This window comes from Ramlibacter sp. WS9 (assembly GCF_003797765.1).
Lineage (GTDB): Bacteria > Pseudomonadota > Gammaproteobacteria > Burkholderiales > Burkholderiaceae_C > Ramlibacter.
In genome coordinates this window covers 1-403 of the sequence record NZ_RKMB01000165.1, presented here as the reverse complement: position 1 = coordinate 403, position 403 = coordinate 1, and the positions used below count along the sequence as shown (strand labels likewise).

Below are 403 nucleotides of genomic sequence, written 5' to 3'. Positions count from 1 at the left end.
GCGAGGACGAAGGCCACCCCGCCGGCCTTGGGCTTGAGCAGGTGGCGATAGGGCGACTGTTGGCGGGCCTTCTTCTGCTCGCTGAAGCGCGTGCCTTCCAGGTAGTTCACCACGGTCACCGGGATGCGCTTGAATTTCTCGCAGGCGGCCTTGGTGATCTCCAGGTCCTTGCCCTTGAGTTCCGGGTGCTTCTCCAGGAAGGCCTTGGAATAGCGCTTCATGAACGGATACTCCAGCGCCCACCAGGCCAGGCCGAGGAAGGGCACCCAGATCAGCTCCTTCTTGAGGAAGAACTTGAAGTACGGGGTGCGCCGGTTGAACACCTGGATCAACGCGGGGATGTCGACCCAGGACTGGTGGTTGCTCACCACCAGGTACGAGGTGTCCTGGCGCAGGTCGCCGG

Annotated in this window: 1 protein-coding gene; it reads right to left on the bottom strand. The window is 62.8% G+C overall.

Annotated elements, in window-relative coordinates:
* On the bottom strand, positions 1-403 hold a 403-nt coding region (locus EEB15_RS33475; protein WP_199236722.1), incomplete at both ends, for an acetyltransferase.